The sequence below is a fragment of the Streptacidiphilus sp. P02-A3a genome (genome assembly GCF_014084105.1).
Lineage (GTDB): Bacteria > Actinomycetota > Actinomycetes > Streptomycetales > Streptomycetaceae > Streptacidiphilus.
In genome coordinates this window covers 1,770,282-1,786,690 of sequence record NZ_CP048289.1, presented here as the reverse complement: position 1 = coordinate 1,786,690, position 16,409 = coordinate 1,770,282, and the positions used below count along the sequence as shown (strand labels likewise).

The following is a 16,409-nucleotide window of genomic DNA, read 5'->3' as shown; positions in this document are numbered from 1 at the left end:
TCATCTCCATCCGCTCGGCGGTTCGGTGGTGTACCGCTGGCATCGTACCGGCGGCCGGTGACAACGCGGTGGGGACGGCCCGCCGGGGCGGACCGTCCGCACCGGTACGGCTACCGCTCCGGCACCGGCGGCGGCGTGACCGCCGGGTGCTCCGCCAGCTCGGCCAGGGCGATCCGGATCGCCTCGTCCAGCTGCGGGTCGCGGCCCGCCGCCCAGTCCTGCGGGGTGCAGACCACCTCGACGTCCGGATCGACGCCGTGGTTCTCCACGCCCCAGCCGTAGTTCTCCAGCCAGAAGGCGTAGCGCGGCTGGGTGATCCCGGTGCCGTCGACCAGCGAGTAGCGCATGTCGATGCCGATCACCCCGCCCCAGGTGCGGACGCCGACCACCGGGCCCAGCTTCAGCGCCTGGAACGCGGCGTTGACGATGTCGCCGTCGGAGCCCGCGAACTCGTCGGCGACCGAGACCAGCGGTCCGCGCGGCGCGTAGGCCGGGTAGGACATCGAGCCGAAGTCGCGGAACCGCTCCCAGCCGACGACGCGGCGGCTCAGCTTCTCGATGATCAGCTGCGAGTAGCTGCCGCCGCCGTTGTCCCGGGTGTCCAGGACCAGGCCGTCCTTGGCGATCTCCACCAGCAGGTCGCGGTGCAGCTGCGCCCAGCCGAGCGCCTGCATGTCCGGGACGTGCAGGTAGCCGAGTTTTCCGGCGGACCGCTCGCGGACGTACGCCCGGCGTCCGGCCACCCAGTCGTGGTAGCGCAACGGCTGGTCGGTGGCCAGCGGGACGACCACGACGGTGCGTTCGTCGCCGCCCGCCGCCGGGGCCACGGTCAGCTCGACCGGGTGCCCGGCGGTGCCGACCAGCAGCGGGCCGGGACCGGTCAGCGGGTCCACCGGCCGCCCGTCCACCGCCCGCAGCACGTCGCCCGCGCGGACGTTGACCCCGGGCGCGGCCAGCGGCGAGCGCGCTCGCGGGTCGGAGGACTCGCCGGGCAGCACCCGGGCGATCCGCCACTGGTCGCCCTCGCGGACCAGGTCCGCGCCGAGCAGGCCCTGACGGCGCTTGGCGTCGCCGCCGCCGTCGGCCGGGGAGACGTACGAGTGGGAGGTGCCGGTCTCGCCGTGCAGCTCCCAGAGCAGGTCGACCAGCTCGCCGTGGCTGCCGACCCGCTCCACCAGCGGCCGGTAGCGGCGCTGCACGCCCACCCAGTCCAGGCCGCCCAGGTCGGCCCGCCAGTAGTTGTCCCGCATCAGCCGGGCGGTCTCGTCGAACATCTGCCGCCACTCGGCGGCCGGGTCCACCGTCACCCGGACCCGCGCCAGGTCCACCGCGACCGAGTCCTCCGGGTCCTCCGGCGAGGCCTTGCGGTCCGCCGGGACGATCCGCAGCGCACCGGCGTCGACCACCGCCAGCCGGGTGCCGTCACCGGACACCTCGAACGAGTCCAGGGCGTCCACCAGTGTCTCCAACCGCCGGGCGGTGAAGTCGAACCGCTCCAGCGAGGGGCGCGGCGGCCGGGCGTCCGGGGTGGCCAGGCCGCTGCCGAGGCTCCCGGCCAGCGGGGTGTTCCGCCAGACCACGCCGCCGGCGACCGCGCGCAGCGCGGAGTACCGGCCGGCCGGTACCGGGAAGGGCACGATCCGGTCGGCCAGGCCCTCCAGGTCGATCCGGGTCAGGTTGTCCTGCTCCGGCTGCTCGGTCCCGCCGCCCTGGCTCCCGGTCCCGCCGCCCTTGCCCAGCGGTCGGCCGCCGGGCTGCGGGCCGAACGGCGAGAGCGTGTCCGCCGCAAGGGTCAGCAGGTGCGGACGGCAGGCGAGCGGGAAGGACACGTCGAAGACGTGCTGGTCGGAAACCGGGTCGAAGTCGCGCAGCGACAGGAAGGCCAGGTGCTTGCCGTCGAGGGTGAACACCGGGGAGCGGTCGCTGAAGCGCTGCGGGGTGAGCTCGGTGACGGTGCCGTCGGCGAGCGAGGCCAGCCGCAGCTGCCTCGGGCCGAGCTCCTGCTGCAACGGGTGGGACCAGGCCAGCCACTGCGAGTCCGGTGAGAAGGCCAGCCCCGTGCAGTGGCCGTACGCGCTGCGGTCGAGCTCGCGCACCGCGTCGTCCTCGACCAGCAGCACCATGCCCTCGCGGTTGGCGATCGCGACCTTCGAGCCGTCCGGCGCCGCCGCCAGCTCCTCGACCCGGCTGAACTGCCCCACCGGCACCCGGCGCCCGTCCGAGAACTCCAGCACGTCGTCGCCCTCGGCGTCGGACACCCACACCGACGTCCCGTCAGAAAGTCGCTGCGGCAGCCGGTTGCGCACCCCGGGCACCGCCGACAGGGTCCGCACCGGGCCGTCCCGATGCGTCACCCGGTGGATGCTCCCGCGCACCTCCACCACGCTGGAGCGCCCGTCGGCGTCCACCGAAAGACCGCCCAGCCAGCGGCCCGCCGCCACCGGGTACGGCTGACGTCCGGTCACCGACCCGCCGAGGCGCACCTCCAGGCGTCGCGGCTCGGCGCCCGCCAGGTCCTCCACCAGCCAGAGCTCGCCGCCGCTGTGGTAGACCACCCGCCGACCGTCCGTCGCCGCGTTGCGCGCGTAGAACTCGTGGTCGCTGTGGCGCCGCAGGTCCGAGCCGTCCGGCAGGCTCGACCACAGCTGCCCCACGCCCTCGTGGTCCGACAGGAACGCGATCCGCTCGCCCACCCACATCGGCGAGTCCAGGTTGCCGTCCAGATCCGCGTGCACCCGGGCGAAGCCGCCGACCACCCCCAGCCACAACTTCCCGGCCAGGCCGCCCCGGTAGCGCTTCCAGTAGGCGGGCTCCATGCCGAAGCCGGGCGACGCGAGCAGCACCCGCTCGCCGCCGGGCTCCGCGGCCAGCCCGCCGACCCGCCCGTACGGCAGCTCCCGCGCCGGGCCGCCGTCCACCGGCAGCGCGTGCGCCCACGGGTGCGACCGGGACATCCGCCCGGCGGAGCTGACCGCCAGCACCTCGCCGTCGGCCGTCCAGCCGCGTACCGCCGTCCGCGCGTCGCCCCAGTGGCTGAGCCGCCGGACCGGTCCGCCCTCGGTCGGGGCGAGGTGGACCTCGGGCGCGCCGTCCCTGGTCGAGGTCCAGGCCAGCAGCGAGCCGTCCGGCGAGAACCGCGGGTGGGTCACCGGGGTCTGATCAACCGTCAGCCGCCAGGCCCGGCCACCGGCCACCGGGGCCAGCCAGATGTCGTCTTCCGCCACGAATGTGACCAGGTCAGCATGTATGTGTGGGAATCGCGGATAGCTCTGATCAGCTGTCATCCGGCCACCATAACTGCCACCACTGACAGTGTGACAGGGATACGAACAATCAGCCCCAGCGCCCGCTGCGGCCCAGCAGCAGGGCCGCCGCGGCGACCCCGGCGGTGGAGGTGCGCAGCACCGAGGGGCCGAGTCGGCAGGGGGCGGCGCCCGCCTCGGCGAACCGCTCCAGCTCGTCCGGGGAGACCCCGCCCTCGGGGCCGACCACCAGCACCAGCTCGCCGCCGTCCGGCAGCGGCGCGGACGCCAGCGGGCGCGCGCCCTCCTCGTGCAGTACCGCGGCCAGGGCGGCGCCGCCGAGCAGCCCGGCGACCTCACGGGTGCTCATCGGCTCGGAGACCTCGGGGAAGCGCAGCCGACGCGACTGCTTGCCCGCCTCGCGGGCGGTGGCGCGCCACTTGGCCAGCGCCTTGGCGCCGCGCTCGCCCTTCCACTGGGTGATGCAGCGCGAGGCCGCCCAGGGGACCACCCGGTCCACGCCGACCTCGGTCATCAGCTCCACCGCCAGTTCGCCCCGGTCGCCCTTGGGCAGCGCCTGGACCACGGTCAGCCGCAGCTCCGGCTCCGGCTCGGTGAGCACCCGGGCGACCTCGACCTCCAGCGCGTCCTTGCCGAGCACGCCGACGACGCTGCCGAAGACCCCCGCCCCCGCGCCGTCGGTCAGCACCAGCTGCTCACCGACGGCGAGCCGCCGGACCGCCACGGCGTGGCGGCCCTCGGCGCCGTCCAAGCGGACGACCGCGCCGACGGGGGCCAGCCGAGCGGTCTCCACCACGAAGACGGGGGCGGTCACGGGTACGTACTCCCAGGTTGTGCGGATCCACCGGCGGTACCGGCCGAACGGCCGTGATCGCCGCTAGCGGCCGTTGAAGGCGTCCTTGAGGCGCGAGAACAGGCCCTGCTGCCCGGGCGCGAAGGTGCCCGAGGGACGCTCCTCGCCGCGCAGCTTGGCGAGCCGCCGCAGCAGCTCCTCCTGGTCGGCGTCGAGCTTGCTCGGGGTCTGCACCTCGACGTGCACTATCAGGTCGCCCCGGCCGCCGCCGCGCAGGTGGGTGATGCCCCGCCCGTGCAGCGGGATGGACTGACCGGACTGGGTGCCCGGGCGGACGTCGATCTCGACGGTGCCGTCCAGGGTCTCCAGCGGCACCTTGGTACCCAGCGAGGCGGCGGTCATCGGCAGGGTGACCGTGCAGTGCAGGTCGTCGCCGCGGCGCTGGAAGGTGGAGTGCGCGTTCTCGCTGATCTCCACGTACAGGTCGCCGGCCGGGCCGCCGCCCGGGCCGACCTCGCCCTCGCCCGCGAGCTGGATCCGGGTGCCGTTGTCGACACCGGCCGGGATCTTCACGGTCAGCGTGCGCCGGGCGCGGACCCGGCCGTCGCCCGCGCACTCGGGGCAGGGGGTGGGCACCACGGTGCCGAAGCCCTGGCACTGCGGGCACGGACGGGAGGTCATCACCTGGCCCAGGAAGGACCGGGTGACCTGCGACACCTCGCCCCGGCCGCGGCACATGTCACAGGTCTGGGCGGAGGTGCCGGGGGCCGCGCCCTCGCCGTTGCAGGTGGTGCAGACGACGGCGGTGTCGACCTGGATGTCCTTGGTGGTACCGAACGCGGCCTCTTCGAGGTCGATGTCGATCCGGATCATCGCGTCCTGGCCGCGCCGGGTCCGCGAGCGCGGCCCGCGCTGGCCGCCGGCCGCGCCGCCGAAGAAGGCGTCCATGATGTCGCTGAAGCCGAAGCCCGCGCCCGCGCCGAAGCCGCCCGGCCCCGCGCCGCCGCCGCTCGCGGACAGCGGGTCGCCGCCGAGGTCGTAGATCTGCCGCTTGTTGGGATCGGAGAGGACCTCGTAGGCGGCGTTGATCTCCTTGAACCGCTCCTGGGTCTTCGGGTCGGGGTTGACATCGGGATGGAGTTCGCGCGCCAGTCGGCGGAACGCCTTCTTGATCTCGTCCTGACCCGCGTCACGCCGGACGCCGAGTACCGCGTAGTAGTCCGTGGCCACCAAAATGCTCCGCTTGTTTCCGTTCGCGCCGACGTTCCAGTATCCAGCTCAGCAAGGACCCTAGGACGCCGCCAGAATCTGGCCGACATATCGTGCCACCGCCCGGACGGCGCCCATGGTGCCCGGGTAGTCCATCCGCGTCGGCCCGACCACGCCCAGTTTGGCGACGGTCTCGTCGCCCGAACCGTAGCCCACCGACACGACCGACGTGGAATTCAGCCCCTCGTAGGCGTTCTCCCGGCCGATCCGAACCATCATGCCCGCGTCGCCGGTCTCCCCGAGCAGCTTCAGCAGGATCACCTGCTCCTCCAGGGCCTCCAGCACCGGGGCGATGGTGAGCGGGAAGTCGTGCGGGAAGCGGGTCAGGTTGGCGGTGCCGCCCAGCATGATCCGCTCCTCGGTCTGCTCGGCCAGTGCTTCGAACAGGGTGGAGAGCACCGCCGTGACGGCCCCCCGGTCCTCGCGTTCGAAGGCCTCCGGCAGGTCCTGGAGCAGCGTCGGCACCTCGGCGAAGCGCTGGCCGCCGGCCCGGCTGTTGAGCCGCGCCCGCAGGTCGGCCAGCACGGTCTCGCCGACGGCCACCGGGCAGTCGATCAGCCGCTGCTCGACCCGCCCGGTGTCGGTGATCAGCACCAGCATCACCCTGGTGGGGGTCAGTGAGACCAACTCGACATGGCGAACCGCGGAACGGGACAGGGAGGGGTACTGGACGACGGCGACCTGCCGGGTCAGCTGCGCCAGCAGCCGCACGGTGCGGGCCACCACGTCGTCGAGGTCCAGGGCGTGGTCGAGGAAGCTGGTGATGGCGCGGCGTTCCGCCCCGGACAGCGGCTTGACCTCGGTCAACCGGTCGACGAACAACCGGTAGCCCTTGTCCGTGGGCACCCGGCCGGCGCTGGTGTGCGGCTGGTGGATGTAGCCCTCGTCCTCCAGTGCGGCCATGTCGTTACGCACCGTGGCCGGGGACACGCCGAGATTGTGGCGTTCCACCAAGGCCTTGGAACCAACGGGTTCCTCGGTGCCCACGTAGTCCTGCACGATGGCACGCAGCACCGCGAGCTTGCGGTCGTCGAGCTTGCGCTCCTCATGCACGGGGCACGCACCTCCTGACGTTCGGTCGGTTCTGGCACTCTGGTTCTGGGAGTGCCAGCACCCGTCCGGCCAGTGTAAGGCGGAAGGGTGCGCCACCGGAACGGCCGGGCCGCCCCGGACGTACTTGTGGGTAGACCCGGCAGGGCAGAATTGTCAGTGAAGGCACATATTTGAGGAGGGGCCATGGCCAGGACACGCTTCGCACCCGACCGCGGCTTGACCAACCGCATGCTCGTCACCATGTTTCTGATCGGACTGCTCTACGTGGTCTTCGTGGGCGTGCTGCTGGTACTGCTCAAGGGGGCCTGGCCGATCATCGTCATCGTCGCCGGCGGCCTGTTCATCGCCCAGTTCTGGTTCAGCGACAAGATCGCCGCGTTCAGCATGGGAGCGCACGAGGTCACCCCGCAGGAGTTCCCGGAGCTGCACGGGGCCGTGGACCGGCTGTGCGCGCTGGCCGACATGCAGAAGCCGCGGGTCGCGGTGGCGCAGAGCGACGTGCCGAACGCCTTCGCGACCGGCCGTAACGAGAAGAACGCTGTGGTGTGCGTCACTACCGGCCTGCTGCGCCGACTGGAGCCCGCCGAACTGGAGGGCGTGCTCGCGCACGAGCTCTCGCACGTGGCCCACAAGGACGTGATGGTGATGACCATCGCGGGCTTCCTGGGCGTGCTGGCCGGGGTGATCACCCGGGTCGGCCTCCAGTTCGGGATGTTCGGCGGCTTCGACCGGCGCGACAACCGGGACGACAACAGCGGCATGATCATGCTGGTGGTGATCGCCGTGAGCGCGGTCGCCTACGCCATCAGCTTCCTGCTGACCCGGATGCTCTCCCGCTACCGCGAGCTGTCCGCCGACCGCTCGGCGGCGCTGCTGACCGGTCGGCCGTCGGCCCTGGCCTCGGCGCTGACCAAGGTCACCGGGCAGATGGCGGCCATCCCCACCCAGGACCTGCGCCGCGCGCAGCCCTTCAACGCCTTCTACTTCGCCCCGGCGCTCAAGCCGAGCGAGGCCATGAGCAACGCCTTCTCGACCCACCCCACGCTGGAGAAGCGGCTGGAGCAGCTGGGCCGGATCACCGCCGAGCTCGGCCGCCAGTAGTCCCCGCCCCGCCCCTCGCTTCCCCCCGCTTTCCGTCACTGACTGCCTTCACGCTGTACGAGGAGCTGACCCCATGGGCTTCCTGGACGCCCTGCTCGGCCGCACCAAGCCCGTCAAGCCCAATCTGGACCAGCTGTTCGGCCTGCCCTCGGCCGCGATCACGCTGGAGGCCGCCGCCGGGTTCAAGCCCACCGGCGTCGGCTCGGTCTGCTTCGCCGCCGTCGAGGGCGGCGCCTTCGCCCAGATCCAGCAGGACGTCCAGGCGCTGCTGGACGCCGACACCGGCACCGAGGGGCACATCCCGATCGAGCCGACCCGGGACGACTACGGCTACACCTGGCTGACCTCGCGGCACTCCCCGGACGACATCGTCTCGCTGGTCAACGACGTGCACGCGGTGAACAGCGCGCTGGAGAGCACCGGCTTCGGGCCGCAGCTGCTCTGCTCGCTGGTGAACTTCAGCGACGTCCAGGGGCGGAAGCTGGCCCTGGTCTACCTGTACAAGCGCGGCAGCTTCTACCCGTTCGCGCCGCTGCCGGGCGAGAAGCGGGACAACCCGCTGGAGATCCAGATCAAGGCGATGCTCGGCAACGACCTGCGGGTCGAGCAGGAGCTGACCCGCTGGTTCCCGGTCTGGGGAGCGCCCGGCCTGTGACCGCGACCCCCGCGTCCCGCCGCTACGGCCCGGACCTGACCCCGCCCTGGAAGCGCTCCACACCCCCGCCCGAGGTGCCCGCCGAGCGGGACCTGGTGGTGGAGGAGGTGACCACCGGCTTCTGCGGCGCGGTGCTGCGCTGCGAGAAGACCGCCGAGGGCCTCACCGTCACGCTGGAGGACCGGCACCGCAAGCTGCGGGTGTTCCCGCTGACCCCGGGCGGCTTCCTGATCGACGGCAAGCCGGTCACCCTGGTCCGGCCCGCCGGAGCGGCGGCCGCCGCTCCGGCCCGGCCGACCCGGACCGCCTCCGGCTCGGTGGCGGTCCCCGGGGCGCGGGCGCGGGTGGCGCTGCCCAGCCGGATCTATGTGGAGGGCAAGCACGACGCCGAGCTGGTCGAGCGGGTCTGGGGCGACGACCTGCGGATCGAGGGCGTGGTGGTGGAGTACCTGGAGGGGATCGACGACCTCCCGGCGATCGTCGCCGAGTTCGCCCCGGAGCCGGGGCGGCGGCTCGGCGTGCTGGTGGACCACCTGGTCCCGGGCAGCAAGGAGTCACGGATCGCGGAGCGGGTGAGCGGGGCCGACGTGCTGATCGTCGGCCACCCCTACATCGACGTCTGGGCGGCGGTGCGGCCCGCCTCGGTCGGCATCGCGGCCTGGCCGCAGGTGCCGCGCGGGGAGGAGTGGAAGCTGGGCGTCTGCCGCCGCCTCGGCTGGCCGGCCGACACCAGGGACGCCTGGCGGCGGATCCTGGCCTCGGTGAACTCCTTCCGCGACCTCGACCCGGCGCTGCTGGGCCGGGTCGAGGAGCTGATCGACTTCGTCACCGCACCCGCCCCCTAGGCGTTCGGCGCAGGGCGTTCGGCGCAGGGCGTTCGGCGCAGGGCGTTCGGCGCAGGGCGTTCGGCGCAGGGCGTTCAGCGCAGGGCGTTCAGTCCACCAGGTCCCGCACCACGGCGTCGGCCAGCAGCCGTCCGCGCAGCGTCAGCACCGCCAGCCCCTCGGCGTACGGCCCGGCCGCCAGCAGACCGTCGGCGAGGGCGCGGTCGGCGGCCTCGCGGCCCGCCCGGTGCAGCAGCTCCAGCGGGCAGCCGTCGGCCAGGCGCAGCTCCAGCAGGATCCGCTCGACCCGGCGGTCCTCCGCACTCAGCCGCTCGCGCCCCTGCGCGGGCGTGCGGCCCTCGGCGAGCGCCCGCGCGTACGCCGCCGGGTGCTTGGCGTTCCACCAGCGCACGCCCCCGACGTGGCTGTGCGCGCCGGGGCCCGCGCCCCACCAGTCCGCGCCGGTCCAGTACAGCTCGTTGTGGCGGCAGCGGGCCCGCGGCCCGGTCGCCCAGTTGGACACCTCGTACCAGTGCAGCCCGGCGGCGCTGAGCAGTTCCTCGGCGATCAGGTAGCGGTCGGCGTGGACGTCGTCGTCGGTCATCGGGATCTCGCCGCGGCGGATCCGCGCGGCCAGCCGGGTGCCCTCCTCGACGATCAGCGCGTAGGCCGAGACATGGTCCGGGCCCGCGCCCAGCGCCGCCTCCAGCGAGGCCCGCCAGTCGTCGTCGCTCTCCCCCGGGGTGCCGTAGATCAGGTCCAGGTTGACGTGCTCGAAGCCCTCGGTCCTGGCCTGGGCCACGCAGGCCTCCGGGCGGCCCGGGGTGTGCCGCCGGTCCAGCAGCCGCAGCACGTGCGGCCGGGCGCTCTGCATGCCGAAGCTGAGCCGGTTGAAACCGCCCGCGCGCAGCTCCGCCAGGTAGGCCGGGTCCACCGACTCCGGATTGGCCTCGGTGGTGACCTCGGCGTCCGGCGCCAGGCCGAACTCGTCCCGGATCGCGGCCAGCATCCGGACCAGGTCGCGGGCCGGGAGCAGGGTCGGGGTGCCGCCGCCGAAGAACACCGTGCGTACCGGCGCGTCGGCGTCGCCGAGCACCCGGCGGGCGTGCCGGACCTCGGCCACCAGGTTGTCCGCGTAGGTCTCCTGCGAGGCGACCGCCCCGGACGCGTGCAGCTCGCTCGCGGTGTAGGTGTTGAAGTCGCAGTACCCGCAGCGGGTGGCGCAGTACGGGACGTGGACGTAGAAGCCGAAGGGCCGCTGCCCGAGCTCGCGCAGGGCGGGCTCGGGCAGGGCGCCGTCGACGGGGACGGCTTCGCCGTCAGGGAGCGCGGAGGGCATGCCTCCCATTGTCCGGCATCGGGCCGGGCGCCGGGACCGGCCGCCGGACCGGGGGCTACGCCTCGACGGTGCCGGCGTACATCTTCTCGATCGCGGCGGCGTTCTCCCGCTCCACCACCGGCCGCTTCACCTTGAGGCTGGGCGTCAGCTCGCCGTGCTCGATGTCGAGGTCGCGCGGCAGCACGGTGAACTTCTTGATCGTCTGCCAGCGCTGCAGGTCGCCGTTGAGCCGCTGGACGAAGCCGTCCACCAGCTCGTGCACCTCGGCCGAGGCGCAGACCTCGGCGTAGGACCGGCCGCCCTGGCCGTGACTGGCGGCCCACTGCATGATCGCGGGCTCGTCCAGGGTGATCAGCGCGGTACAGAAGTTCCGGCTGGCACCGATGACCAGGATGTTGCTGACGAACGGGCAGACCGCCTTGAACCGGCCCTCGACCTCGCTGGGGGCGACGTACTTGCCGCCGGAGGTCTTGAACATGTCCTTCTTGCGGTCGGTGATCCGGACGAAGCCGTCCTTGTCGATCTCGCCGATGTCGCCGGTGTGGAACCAGCCGTCGCTCTCCAGCACCTCGGCGGTCTTCTCCGGCTGGTTGTGGTAGCCGCGCATCACCCCCGGGCTGCGCAGCAGGATCTCGCCGTCCTCGGCGATCCGCACCTCGGATCCGGGCAGCGGGGTACCGACGGTGCCGACCCGGTAGTCCTCGCCCGGGTTGACCGTGGACCCGGCGCTGCTCTCGGTCATGCCGTAGCCCTCCAGGATGTGCACCCCTGCCCCGGAGAAGAAGAAGCCGATCTCCGGCGCGAGCGCGGCGCTGCCGGAGACGCAGGCGCGCATCCGGCCGCCGAAGGCCGCGCGGATCTTCGCGTAGACCAGCTTGTCGGCGATCGCGTGCTGCGCCCTGAGGCCGAGCGGGATCTTCCGGACGCCGGTGGCGACCAGCGACTCCTGGCCGGTGCGGGCGTAGTCGCGGGCGACCTTGGCGGCCCACAGGAAGATCTTGTACTTGGCCCCGCCCTCGGCCCGGGCCTTGGCCGCGATGCCGTTGTAGACCTTCTCGAACACCCGCGGCGCGGCGGCCATGTAGGTGGGGTTGACCACCGGCAGGTTGTGGATGATGCGGTCCACCCGGCCGTCGACGGCGGTGACCGAGCCGAGCCGGATCTGCCCGGAGGTCAGCGTCTTGCCGAAGACGTGCGACAGCGGCAGCCACAGGTACTGCACGTCGTCCGGGGTCAGCAGGCCGCCGCTGGCCTGCGCGGTGGCCTGGTAGGACCAGCAGTCGTGCGCCAGCCGGACGCCCTTGGGGCGGCCGGTGGTGCCGGAGGTGTAGATCAGCGTGGCCAGCTGGTCGCGGTCGATCGCGGCGATGGCTCCGGCGACCGCGTCCGGGTGCTCCTTGAGGTAGGCCGCGCCGCGCTCCTCCAGCTCGGTCAGCGAGAGCACCTCGACCCCCGGGTGCGGCTGCTCCGGCTTGCTGCCGTCCACGGTGACCAGGAACGCCAGCTCGGGCAGCTGCCCGCACTCGCCGAGGACCTTCCGCAGCTGCTTGGCGTCCTCGACCACCGCGCCCCGGCTGCCGGAGTCCTCCAGGATGTAGGCGGTCTCGTCGGCGTTGGTGCTGGGGTAGACGGCGGTGACCGCCGCGCCCGCGCACATGATGCCGAGGTCGGCCAGGATCCACTCGATCCGGGTCGAGCAGGAGACGGCGACCCGTTCCTCCGGCCGGACGCCCAGCGCCATCATCCCGGCCGCGATGGCGTAGACCCGCTCCGCGGCCTGGCCCCAGCTCATCGAGCGCCACTGCTCCGCGCCGGGCGCACCGTCGGCGGCGTGCTCGTCCACCGGGACGGGGTAGCGGTAGGCCTCGCGGGCGGGGGTCTCGGCGACCCGGGCGGCGAACATCTGCGCGACCGAGTGCGGACGGTCGACGACCATCGGGGTGGACGGGGTGGCGGTGGCGTTCGCACTGTGCGTGGCCGTGCTGTGGGCAGTGGGACTCACGGGTACCTCCGGAGGCCCAGCTACCGGGCCGAGACGGTTGTTAACTCACGAGTAACTACGGGGCAACGATCAGGGTAGAACGTCTGGCCCCGACACGTAAGAGGCTCGGAGGGCGAGCTGCCGGGCGATACACCGCCGCCGACCGGCGAGGGCTGCCACGAAATAGCTTGCCGGTCGGCAAGTAAGCAACCTACGATGACTCCAGTCGAAACCTACGCCCTCCCGGGCCGCACAGAAACCACGTGCATCGTACGCAGAAGTAACGGCGGGACACGCCGCGACGATGGCCTCCCCTGGCAGGACTCCCTCGCCCGCCGCCGGAACCGGCGCGGACACCCGCCCGGCCGGCGGCGATGACCGGCCGACCATCACCTCGCCCACCTCGACCACCTGAGAGAACCGTGTGCTGATCCGACTCCTGCGGGCCCACCTCGGCCCCTACACCAGGCCGATTACCTACCTGGTGCTGTTGCAGCTGATCCAGACCATAGCCACCCTCTACCTGCCCACGCTCAACGCCGACATCATCGACAGCGGCGTGGTCAAGGGTGACACCAGCTACATCCTGCAGACCGGCGGGATCATGCTCGCGGTCACGGTGGCCCAGGTCGCGTGCGCCATCGGCGCGGTGTTCTTCGGCGCACGCACCGCCATGGCGCTCGGACGCGACGTCCGCGCCTCGGTGTTCAACCGGGTGCAGTCCTTCTCCGCGCGCGAGGTGGGCCACTTCGGCGCGCCCTCGCTGATCACCCGCAGCACCAACGACGTGCAGCAGGTGCAGATGCTGGTGCTGATGACCTTCACGCTGATGGTCTCCGCGCCGATCATGTGCGTCGGCGGCATCATCATGGCGCTCAACCAGGACGTGCCGCTGTCCTCGCTGCTGGTCGCGATCGTGCCGGTGCTGGCCGTAGTGATCGGCCTGATCGTCAGTCGGCTGCGCCCGCTGTTCCGCTCCATGCAGGTGCGGATCGACGGCATCAACCGGATCCTGCGCGAGCAGATCACCGGCCTGCGGGTGATCCGGGCGTTCGTCAAGGACACCCACGAGCGCGAGCGCTTCGCCGAGGCCAACGCGGAGCTCACCGACAACGCGATCCGCGTCGGCAAGCTGCTGGCGCTGATGTTCCCGCTGGTGATGATGATCGTCAACGTCTCCAGCGTGGCCGTGCTGTGGTTCGGCTCGTACCGGATCAACAGCGGCGGTATGCAGATCGGCGCGCTGACCGCGTTCCTCAGCTACCTGATGCAGATCCTGATGTCGGTGATGATGGCCACCTTCATGTTCATGATGGTGCCCCGGGCCGAGGTCTGCGCCGAGCGGATCCAGGAGGTGCTGGACACCGAGAGCACCGTCGTCCCGCCGCTGGCCCCTGTCCGCGAGCTCAAGCGCAGCGGCTACCTGGAACTGCGCGGCGCGGAGTTCCGCTACCCCGGAGCCGAGTCGGCGGTGCTGCGCGACGTCAGCATCGACGCCCGCCCCGGCGAGACCACCGCGATCATCGGCAGCACCGGCTCCGGCAAGACCACGCTGCTGACGCTGATCCCCCGGCTCTCCGACGCCACCGACGGCAGCGTGCTGGTCGACGGCGTGGACGTGCGCGACCTCGACCCGGTGCTGCTCGCCCGCACGGTCGGGCTGGTGCCGCAGAAGCCCTACCTGTTCAGCGGCACCGTCGCCAGCAACCTGCGCTACGGCAACCCGGACGCCACCGACGAGGACCTCTGGGCCGCGCTGGAGACCGCGCAGGCCAAGGACTTCGTGGAGAAGCTGCCGGAGGGCCTGGACGCCCCGATCGCCCAGGGCGGCACCAACGTCTCCGGCGGCCAGCGCCAGCGCCTGGCCATCGCCCGGGTACTGGTCCGCCGACCGGAGATCTACCTGTTCGACGACTCCTTCTCCGCCCTGGACTACGCCACCGACGCCCGGCTGCGCGCGGCCCTCGCCCACGAGACCGCCGAGGCCACCGTCGTCATCGTCGCCCAGCGGGTCAGCACCATTCGCGACGCCGACCGGATCATCGTCCTGGACGAGGGCTCCGTCGTCGGCACCGGAACCCACCACGAGTTGATGGACACCAACGAGACCTACCGCGAGATCGTCCTGTCCCAGCTGACCGAGGCGGAGGCGGCATGAGCTCCGAAGAGGAAGCGGCGGCCAAGCGTCGCGGCCCGCGACCGATGCCGGGCCCCGGCCGGATGATGGCCGGTGGCCCGGTCGAGAAGTCGATGAACTTCAAGGCCTCCGGCAAGCGGGTGCTCGGCCTGCTCCGCCCGGAGCGCGCACTGCTGAGCATCGCCGTGCTGCTGGCGCTGTGCAGCGTCACCCTGTCGGTGGTCGGGCCGAAGATCCTCGGCCACGCCACCGACCTGATCCTGGCCGGGGTCTTCGGCAAGAAGCTGCCGCTGGGCAGCACCCAGGCCGAGGCGGTCGCCCACCTGCGCGCCACCGGCGCGGGCAAGGAGGCCGACCTCCTGGCCGCCATGAAGGACCTCCACCCCGGCCACGGCATCGACTTCAACTCCGTCGGCAGCGTGCTGCTGTGGGTGCTCGGCATCTACCTGCTGGCGGGGCTCTGCGGCATCGTCCAGGCCCGGCTGATGAACCGGTCGCTGCAACGCGCCGTCCAGCGGCTGCGGACCGACGTCGAGAACAAGATAGCCAAGCTGCCGCTGAGCTACTTCGACCAGCAGCCGCGCGGCGAGGTGCTGAGCCGGGTCACCAACGACATCGACAACATCGGGCAGACCCTGCAGCAGACGCTGAGCCAGATCCTGACCTCGCTGCTGACCATCGTCGGCGTGCTCACCATGATGTTCTACATCTCCTGGCTGCTCGCGCTGATCGCCCTGATCAGCGTCCCGGCCTCGGTGATCGTCGCCACCAAGGTCGGCAAGCGCGCGCAGCCGGAGTTCGTCGCCCAGTGGAAGACCACCGGCAAGCTCAACTCGCACATCGAGGAGATGTACAGCGGGCACGCCCTGGTCAAGGTCTTCGGGCGGGCCGAGGAGTCCGCGGAGCTGTTCCGCGAGCAGAACGAGAAGCTGTACGCCTCCAGCTTCAAGGCGCAGTTCGTCTCCGGCCTGATCCAGCCCTGCATGATGTTCATCGGCAACATCAACTACGTGCTGGTGGCGGTCGTCGGCGGGCTGCGGGTGGCCTCCGGCGCGCTGTCGATCGGTGACGTGCAGGCGTTCATCCAGTACTCGCGGCAGTTCAGCCAGCCGCTGACACAGGTCGCCAGCATGTCCAACCTGGTGCAGTCGGGCGTCGCCTCGGCCGAGCGGGTCTTCGAACTCCTGGACGCCCCCGAGCAGGAGCCCGATCCGGCCCTCCCGTCGCGCCCGGAGGCGCTTCGCGGCCGGGTCGCCTTCGAGCACGTGGCCTTCCGCTACGAGCCGGCCAAGCCGCTGATCGAGGACCTGTCGCTGACCGCCGAGCCCGGCCACACCGTGGCCATCGTCGGCCCCACCGGCGCGGGCAAGACCACCCTGGTCAACCTGCTGATGCGGTTCTACGAGGTCACCGGCGGCCGGATCACCCTGGACGGGGTGGACATCGCCGCCATGTCGCGTGAGGAACTGCGCTCCGGCATCGGCATGGTGTTGCAGGACACCTGGCTGTTCGGCGGCTCCATCGCGGACAACATCGCCTACGGCCGCGCGGGCGCGACCCGTGACGAGGTGGTGGCCGCCGCCAGGGCGGCCCACGTCGACCGCTTCGTGCGGACCCTGCCCGAGGGCTACGACACGCTGATAGACGACGAGGGCACCAACGTCAGCGCGGGCGAGAAGCAGCTGATCACCATCGCCCGGGCGTTCCTGGCCGAGCCGTCGATCCTGGTCCTGGACGAGGCCACCAGTTCCGTCGACACCCGGACCGAGGTGCTGATCCAGCGCGCGATGGCCAAACTGCGCACCGGCCGCACCGCGTTCGTCATCGCCCACCGGCTGTCGACGATCCGCGACGCCGACACCATCCTGGTGATGGAGAACGGCGCGATCGTCGAACAGGGCAGCCACAGCGAGCTGTTGGAGGCGGACGGGGCCTACGCCCGGCTGTACTCCGCGCAGTTCTCGCAGGCGGTGGCCGAGGTCGACTGAGCCCGT

11 protein-coding genes are annotated in these 16,409 nt (G+C 72.0%); 5 read left to right on the top strand and 6 right to left on the bottom strand.

Annotated features, from left to right (window positions below; genetic code table 11):
* Positions 1–110: 110 nt before the first annotated feature.
* The 4 genes from GXP74_RS08125 to hrcA form a co-directional block, all read right to left on the bottom strand.
* Positions 111–3,284 carry a S41 family peptidase gene (locus tag GXP74_RS08125; protein WP_182450717.1) on the bottom strand — a complete coding sequence of 1,058 codons (3,174 nt, stop codon included), beginning with the start codon at positions 3,282–3,284 and terminating at the stop codon, positions 111–113.
* 49 nt (positions 3,285–3,333) lie between these two features.
* A complete protein-coding gene (locus GXP74_RS08120) occupies positions 3,334–4,077 on the bottom strand; it encodes a 16S rRNA (uracil(1498)-N(3))-methyltransferase (protein ID WP_182450716.1) in 744 nt (247 codons plus the stop codon).
* A gap of 63 nt (positions 4,078–4,140) precedes the next feature.
* Positions 4,141–5,286 carry a molecular chaperone DnaJ gene (dnaJ, locus tag GXP74_RS08115; protein ID WP_182450715.1) on the bottom strand — a complete coding sequence of 382 codons (1,146 nt, stop codon included), beginning with the start codon at positions 5,284–5,286 and terminating at the stop codon, positions 4,141–4,143.
* Positions 5,287–5,346: 60 nt separating this feature from the next.
* Complete coding sequence (hrcA, locus tag GXP74_RS08110) at positions 5,347–6,378, bottom strand: heat-inducible transcriptional repressor HrcA (protein ID WP_182450714.1); 1,032 nt, start codon at positions 6,376–6,378, stop codon at positions 5,347–5,349.
* A gap of 183 nt (positions 6,379–6,561) precedes the next feature.
* On the opposite strand from hrcA, the gene htpX reads away from it, so the two are divergent.
* The 3 genes from htpX to GXP74_RS08095 all read left to right on the top strand — a co-directional run bounded on the left by htpX (position 6,562) and on the right by GXP74_RS08095 (position 8,979).
* Entirely contained in the window at positions 6,562–7,479 is a 918-nt protein-coding gene (gene htpX, locus GXP74_RS08105; RefSeq protein ID WP_182450713.1) for a zinc metalloprotease HtpX, read from the top strand.
* Positions 7,480–7,552: 73 nt separating this feature from the next.
* Positions 7,553–8,134, top strand: a complete 582-nt coding sequence (locus tag GXP74_RS08100; protein ID WP_182450712.1) for a hypothetical protein — start codon at positions 7,553–7,555, stop codon at positions 8,132–8,134.
* Positions 8,131–8,979: a DUF3097 domain-containing protein gene (locus GXP74_RS08095; protein ID WP_182450711.1), complete on the top strand. Its 849-nt coding sequence runs from the start codon at positions 8,131–8,133 to the stop codon at positions 8,977–8,979. Before GXP74_RS08100 ends, GXP74_RS08095 begins: the two co-directional genes overlap by 4 nt.
* An 88-nt stretch (positions 8,980–9,067) precedes the next feature.
* On the opposite strand, the gene hemW is transcribed toward GXP74_RS08095, so the two are convergent.
* Positions 9,068–10,297, bottom strand: coding sequence for a radical SAM family heme chaperone HemW (gene hemW / locus GXP74_RS08090; protein WP_182450710.1), 1,230 nt, complete (start codon positions 10,295–10,297; stop codon positions 9,068–9,070).
* Between the two features lie 55 nt (positions 10,298–10,352).
* Positions 10,353–12,233, bottom strand: coding sequence for a long-chain fatty acid--CoA ligase (locus tag GXP74_RS08085; protein ID WP_182456279.1), 1,881 nt, complete (start codon positions 12,231–12,233; stop codon positions 10,353–10,355).
* A 469-nt stretch (positions 12,234–12,702) separates the two neighbouring features.
* On the opposite strand from GXP74_RS08085, the gene GXP74_RS08080 reads away from it, so the two are divergent.
* Both GXP74_RS08080 and GXP74_RS08075 read left to right on the top strand, forming a co-directional pair.
* The gene (locus tag GXP74_RS08080) at positions 12,703–14,436 is read left to right on the top strand and encodes an ABC transporter ATP-binding protein (protein ID WP_182450709.1); all 1,734 of its coding nucleotides are present in this window, start codon (positions 12,703–12,705) and stop codon (positions 14,434–14,436) included.
* Positions 14,433–16,403, top strand: a complete 1,971-nt coding sequence (locus tag GXP74_RS08075; RefSeq protein ID WP_182450708.1) for an ABC transporter ATP-binding protein — start codon at positions 14,433–14,435, stop codon at positions 16,401–16,403. Before GXP74_RS08080 ends, GXP74_RS08075 begins: the two co-directional genes overlap by 4 nt.
* Positions 16,404–16,409 lie beyond the last annotated feature (6 nt).

Coding starts and splice junctions, on each gene's coding strand:
- GXP74_RS08125 (WP_182450717.1), bottom strand. CDS start 3,284: ATGACAGCTGATCAGAGCTATCCGCGATTCCCACACATACATGCTGAC.
- htpX (WP_182450713.1), top strand. CDS start 6,562: ATGGCCAGGACACGCTTCGCACCCGACCGCGGCTTGACCAACCGCATG.
- GXP74_RS08100 (WP_182450712.1), top strand. CDS start 7,553: ATGGGCTTCCTGGACGCCCTGCTCGGCCGCACCAAGCCCGTCAAGCCC.
- hemW (WP_182450710.1), bottom strand. CDS start 10,297: ATGCCCTCCGCGCTCCCTGACGGCGAAGCCGTCCCCGTCGACGGCGCC.
- GXP74_RS08085 (WP_182456279.1), bottom strand. CDS start 12,233: ATGGTCGTCGACCGTCCGCACTCGGTCGCGCAGATGTTCGCCGCCCGG.
- GXP74_RS08075 (WP_182450708.1), top strand. CDS start 14,433: ATGAGCTCCGAAGAGGAAGCGGCGGCCAAGCGTCGCGGCCCGCGACCG.